Here is a 2,382-nt window from a genome sequence, read left to right on the forward strand (position 1 = left end):
GGCGCTGGTCCGCGCGCTCGTCGCTGCGGGCGCGCACGTGGTGGTGGCCGACATCGACCTCGCCGCCGCGCGCCGGGTCGCCGAGGAGGTGACGACGACGAGGTCCGCCCGGGCCGGTGCTCCCGCGGTGGCGGGGGGCGCGCAGCCTGCACGCCTGGACGTCACCGACGCCGAGGCGGTCTCCGCCCTGGTCGAGCAGGTCATCTCCTCCTGCGGCGGGCTGGACATGATGTTCGCGAACGCCGGTATCACGTGGGGCGGGGACACCGAGCTGCTGAGCCTCGACCAGTGGAACGCGATCATCGACGTCAACGTCCGGGGTGTCGTACATTGCGTGCACGCGGCGTACCCGCCCATGATCGCCCGCGGCTCCGGGGCGCTCGTGCTCACCGCGTCCATGGGCGGGCTCTGCCCGGCGGGTCTCATCACGAGCTACGCGATGACCAAGCACGCGGTGGTCGGACTGGGCCTGTCGCTGCGGGCGGAGGCGGCCGGGCGCGGGGTCGGGGTGACCGTGGTGTGCCCGGCGGCCGTGGACACGGCGATCCTCGACAAGGGCCAGCTCGACGGCTTCGACGGGCGGCGGTTCTACCTCGACGGGCAGGGCGTGCGGCGGCCGCTCGACCCGGACCGTCTGGCGGCGTCGGTGCTCGCGGGAGTGGCGGGCAACCGCGCTCTCGTCGTCGAACCCGTCCGCGCCCGCGCCACGTGGCGCCTCCAGCGCCTCGCCCCCGGCCTCATGGACCGGATGATCGCCCGCTACGTCCGCGCGTCGCGCACCTCCAGCGCTAGATGACGGATCAACTATGCTGGGTGCATGAGCACCGCAGCCTTCGGACCACAGCCCCGCGTCGCCTTCGGCCTCGACACCTTCGGCGACACCACCGTCGACTCCGACGGCCGGCCCGTCCACCACGCGCAGGTCCTGCGCGACGTCGTGGAGCAGGCCGTCCTCGCCGACCAGGTGGGCGTCGACGCGATCGGCATCGGCGAGCACCACCGCCCCGACTTCGCGGTCTCCGCCCCCGACGTGGTCCTGGCCGGCATCGCCACCCGCACCGAGCGCATCACCCTCGGCTCGGCCGTCACCGTCCTGTCCAGCGACGACCCGATCCGCGTCTTCCAGCGCTTCGCCACCATCGACGCGCTGTCCAACGGCCGCGCGGAGGTCGTGCTGGGCCGCGGCTCGTTCACCGAGTCGTTCCCGCTGTTCGGCTTCGACCTGTCCCAGTACGAGCAGCTGTTCAGCGAGAAGTTGGACCTGTTCGCCGCGCTGCTGCCCGAGGGGCCGGTGACGTGGTCGGGCGAGCTGCGGCCGCCGTTGGTCGACCAGCACGTCTACCCCAAGACCGCCAGCGGGCTGAGCGCCTGGATCGCGGTGGGTGGCAGCCCGGAGTCCGTGGTCCGCGCGGCCCGCTACCGGATGCCGCTCATGCTGGCGATCATCGGCGGGCCCGCCGGTCGGTTCGCCCCGTTCGCCGACCTGTACCGCGAGGCCAACGCCCAGCTCGCGGGGACCGATGCGCCGCGTTTGCCGATCGCCGTGCACTCGCCCGGCTTCGTCGCGGAGACCGATGCGAAGGCTGCCGAGCTGTCCGCGCGCCACTGGATCGTCAACCGCAACCAGATCGGCCGCGAGCGCGGCTGGGGCGACGCGACCGAGGCCGACTTCCACCGCGAGGTCCGCTCGGGCGCCATGTACGTCGGCTCGCCGGAGACGGTCGCGCAGAAGATCGCCACCACGGTCCGCACGCTGGGCCTGGACCGTTTCGACCTCAAGTACGCCAGCGGCCCCACCCCGCACGAGGACCTCATGACCTGCATCGACCTGTACGGCCGCAAGGTCATCCCGCGGGTGCGGGAGCTGCTCGCGGAGGCCGGGTACACGCCGGGTGTGCCGCAGACGGTCTCGCGTCTGTGACGTAGGTATCGCCGGGCGTCCGGAATCTGCACGATCGGGCGTGGCGGGTCTACGGTGATGCCATGCTGTTCGCTTTCTCCGTCGCCCCGACGTCCACCGCGGACGAGTCGGCGTCCATGAGCAAGGCGGTCGCCGAGGCGGTCCGGGTGGTCCGCGAGTCCGGTCTGCCGCACGAGACGACCTCGATGTTCACGACCATCGAGGGCGAGTGGGACGAGGTCATGCCCGTCATCCGCGCCGCGATCGACGCCGTGCTGGCCGTGGCGCCGCGGGTGTCGCTGGTGCTCAAGGCGGATCTGCGGCCTGGCCGCTCCGGCGAGCTGCGCGGAAAGGTGGACCGGGTGGAGCGCCACCTGGCGGGTGGGGACGCCGCGTCCGGCGGCGGCGCCGCGCTCGGCGGGGGAGTGTCCGACGACGACGAGGGGTTCCGCTCGTGACCTCACCCCGCCCGTTGGATCCGA

3 protein-coding genes are annotated in these 2,382 nt (G+C 72.8%); all 3 read left to right on the plus strand.

Going from position 1 to position 2,382, the window contains the following annotated elements:
- Nucleotides 1-796: SDR family NAD(P)-dependent oxidoreductase (locus G6030_RS04855; RefSeq protein ID WP_182642374.1), on the plus strand; the 796-nt coding region annotated here is incomplete at its 5' end.
- Nucleotides 797-817: 21 nt separating this feature from the next.
- The gene (locus G6030_RS04860; RefSeq protein ID WP_007633836.1) at nt 818-1,921 is read left to right on the plus strand and encodes an LLM class flavin-dependent oxidoreductase; all 1,104 of its coding nucleotides are present in this window, start codon (nt 818-820) and stop codon (nt 1,919-1,921) included.
- Nucleotides 1,922-1,983: 62 nt separating this feature from the next.
- A complete protein-coding gene (locus tag G6030_RS04865) occupies nt 1,984-2,358 on the plus strand; it encodes an MTH1187 family thiamine-binding protein (RefSeq protein ID WP_182642375.1) in 375 nt (124 codons plus the stop codon).
- The last annotated feature ends 24 nt before the right edge of the window (nt 2,359-2,382 follow it).

Source organism: Dietzia sp. E1, from assembly GCF_014145015.1.
In the GTDB taxonomy this organism is placed as follows: Bacteria; Actinomycetota; Actinomycetes; order Mycobacteriales; family Mycobacteriaceae; genus Dietzia; species Dietzia cinnamea_A.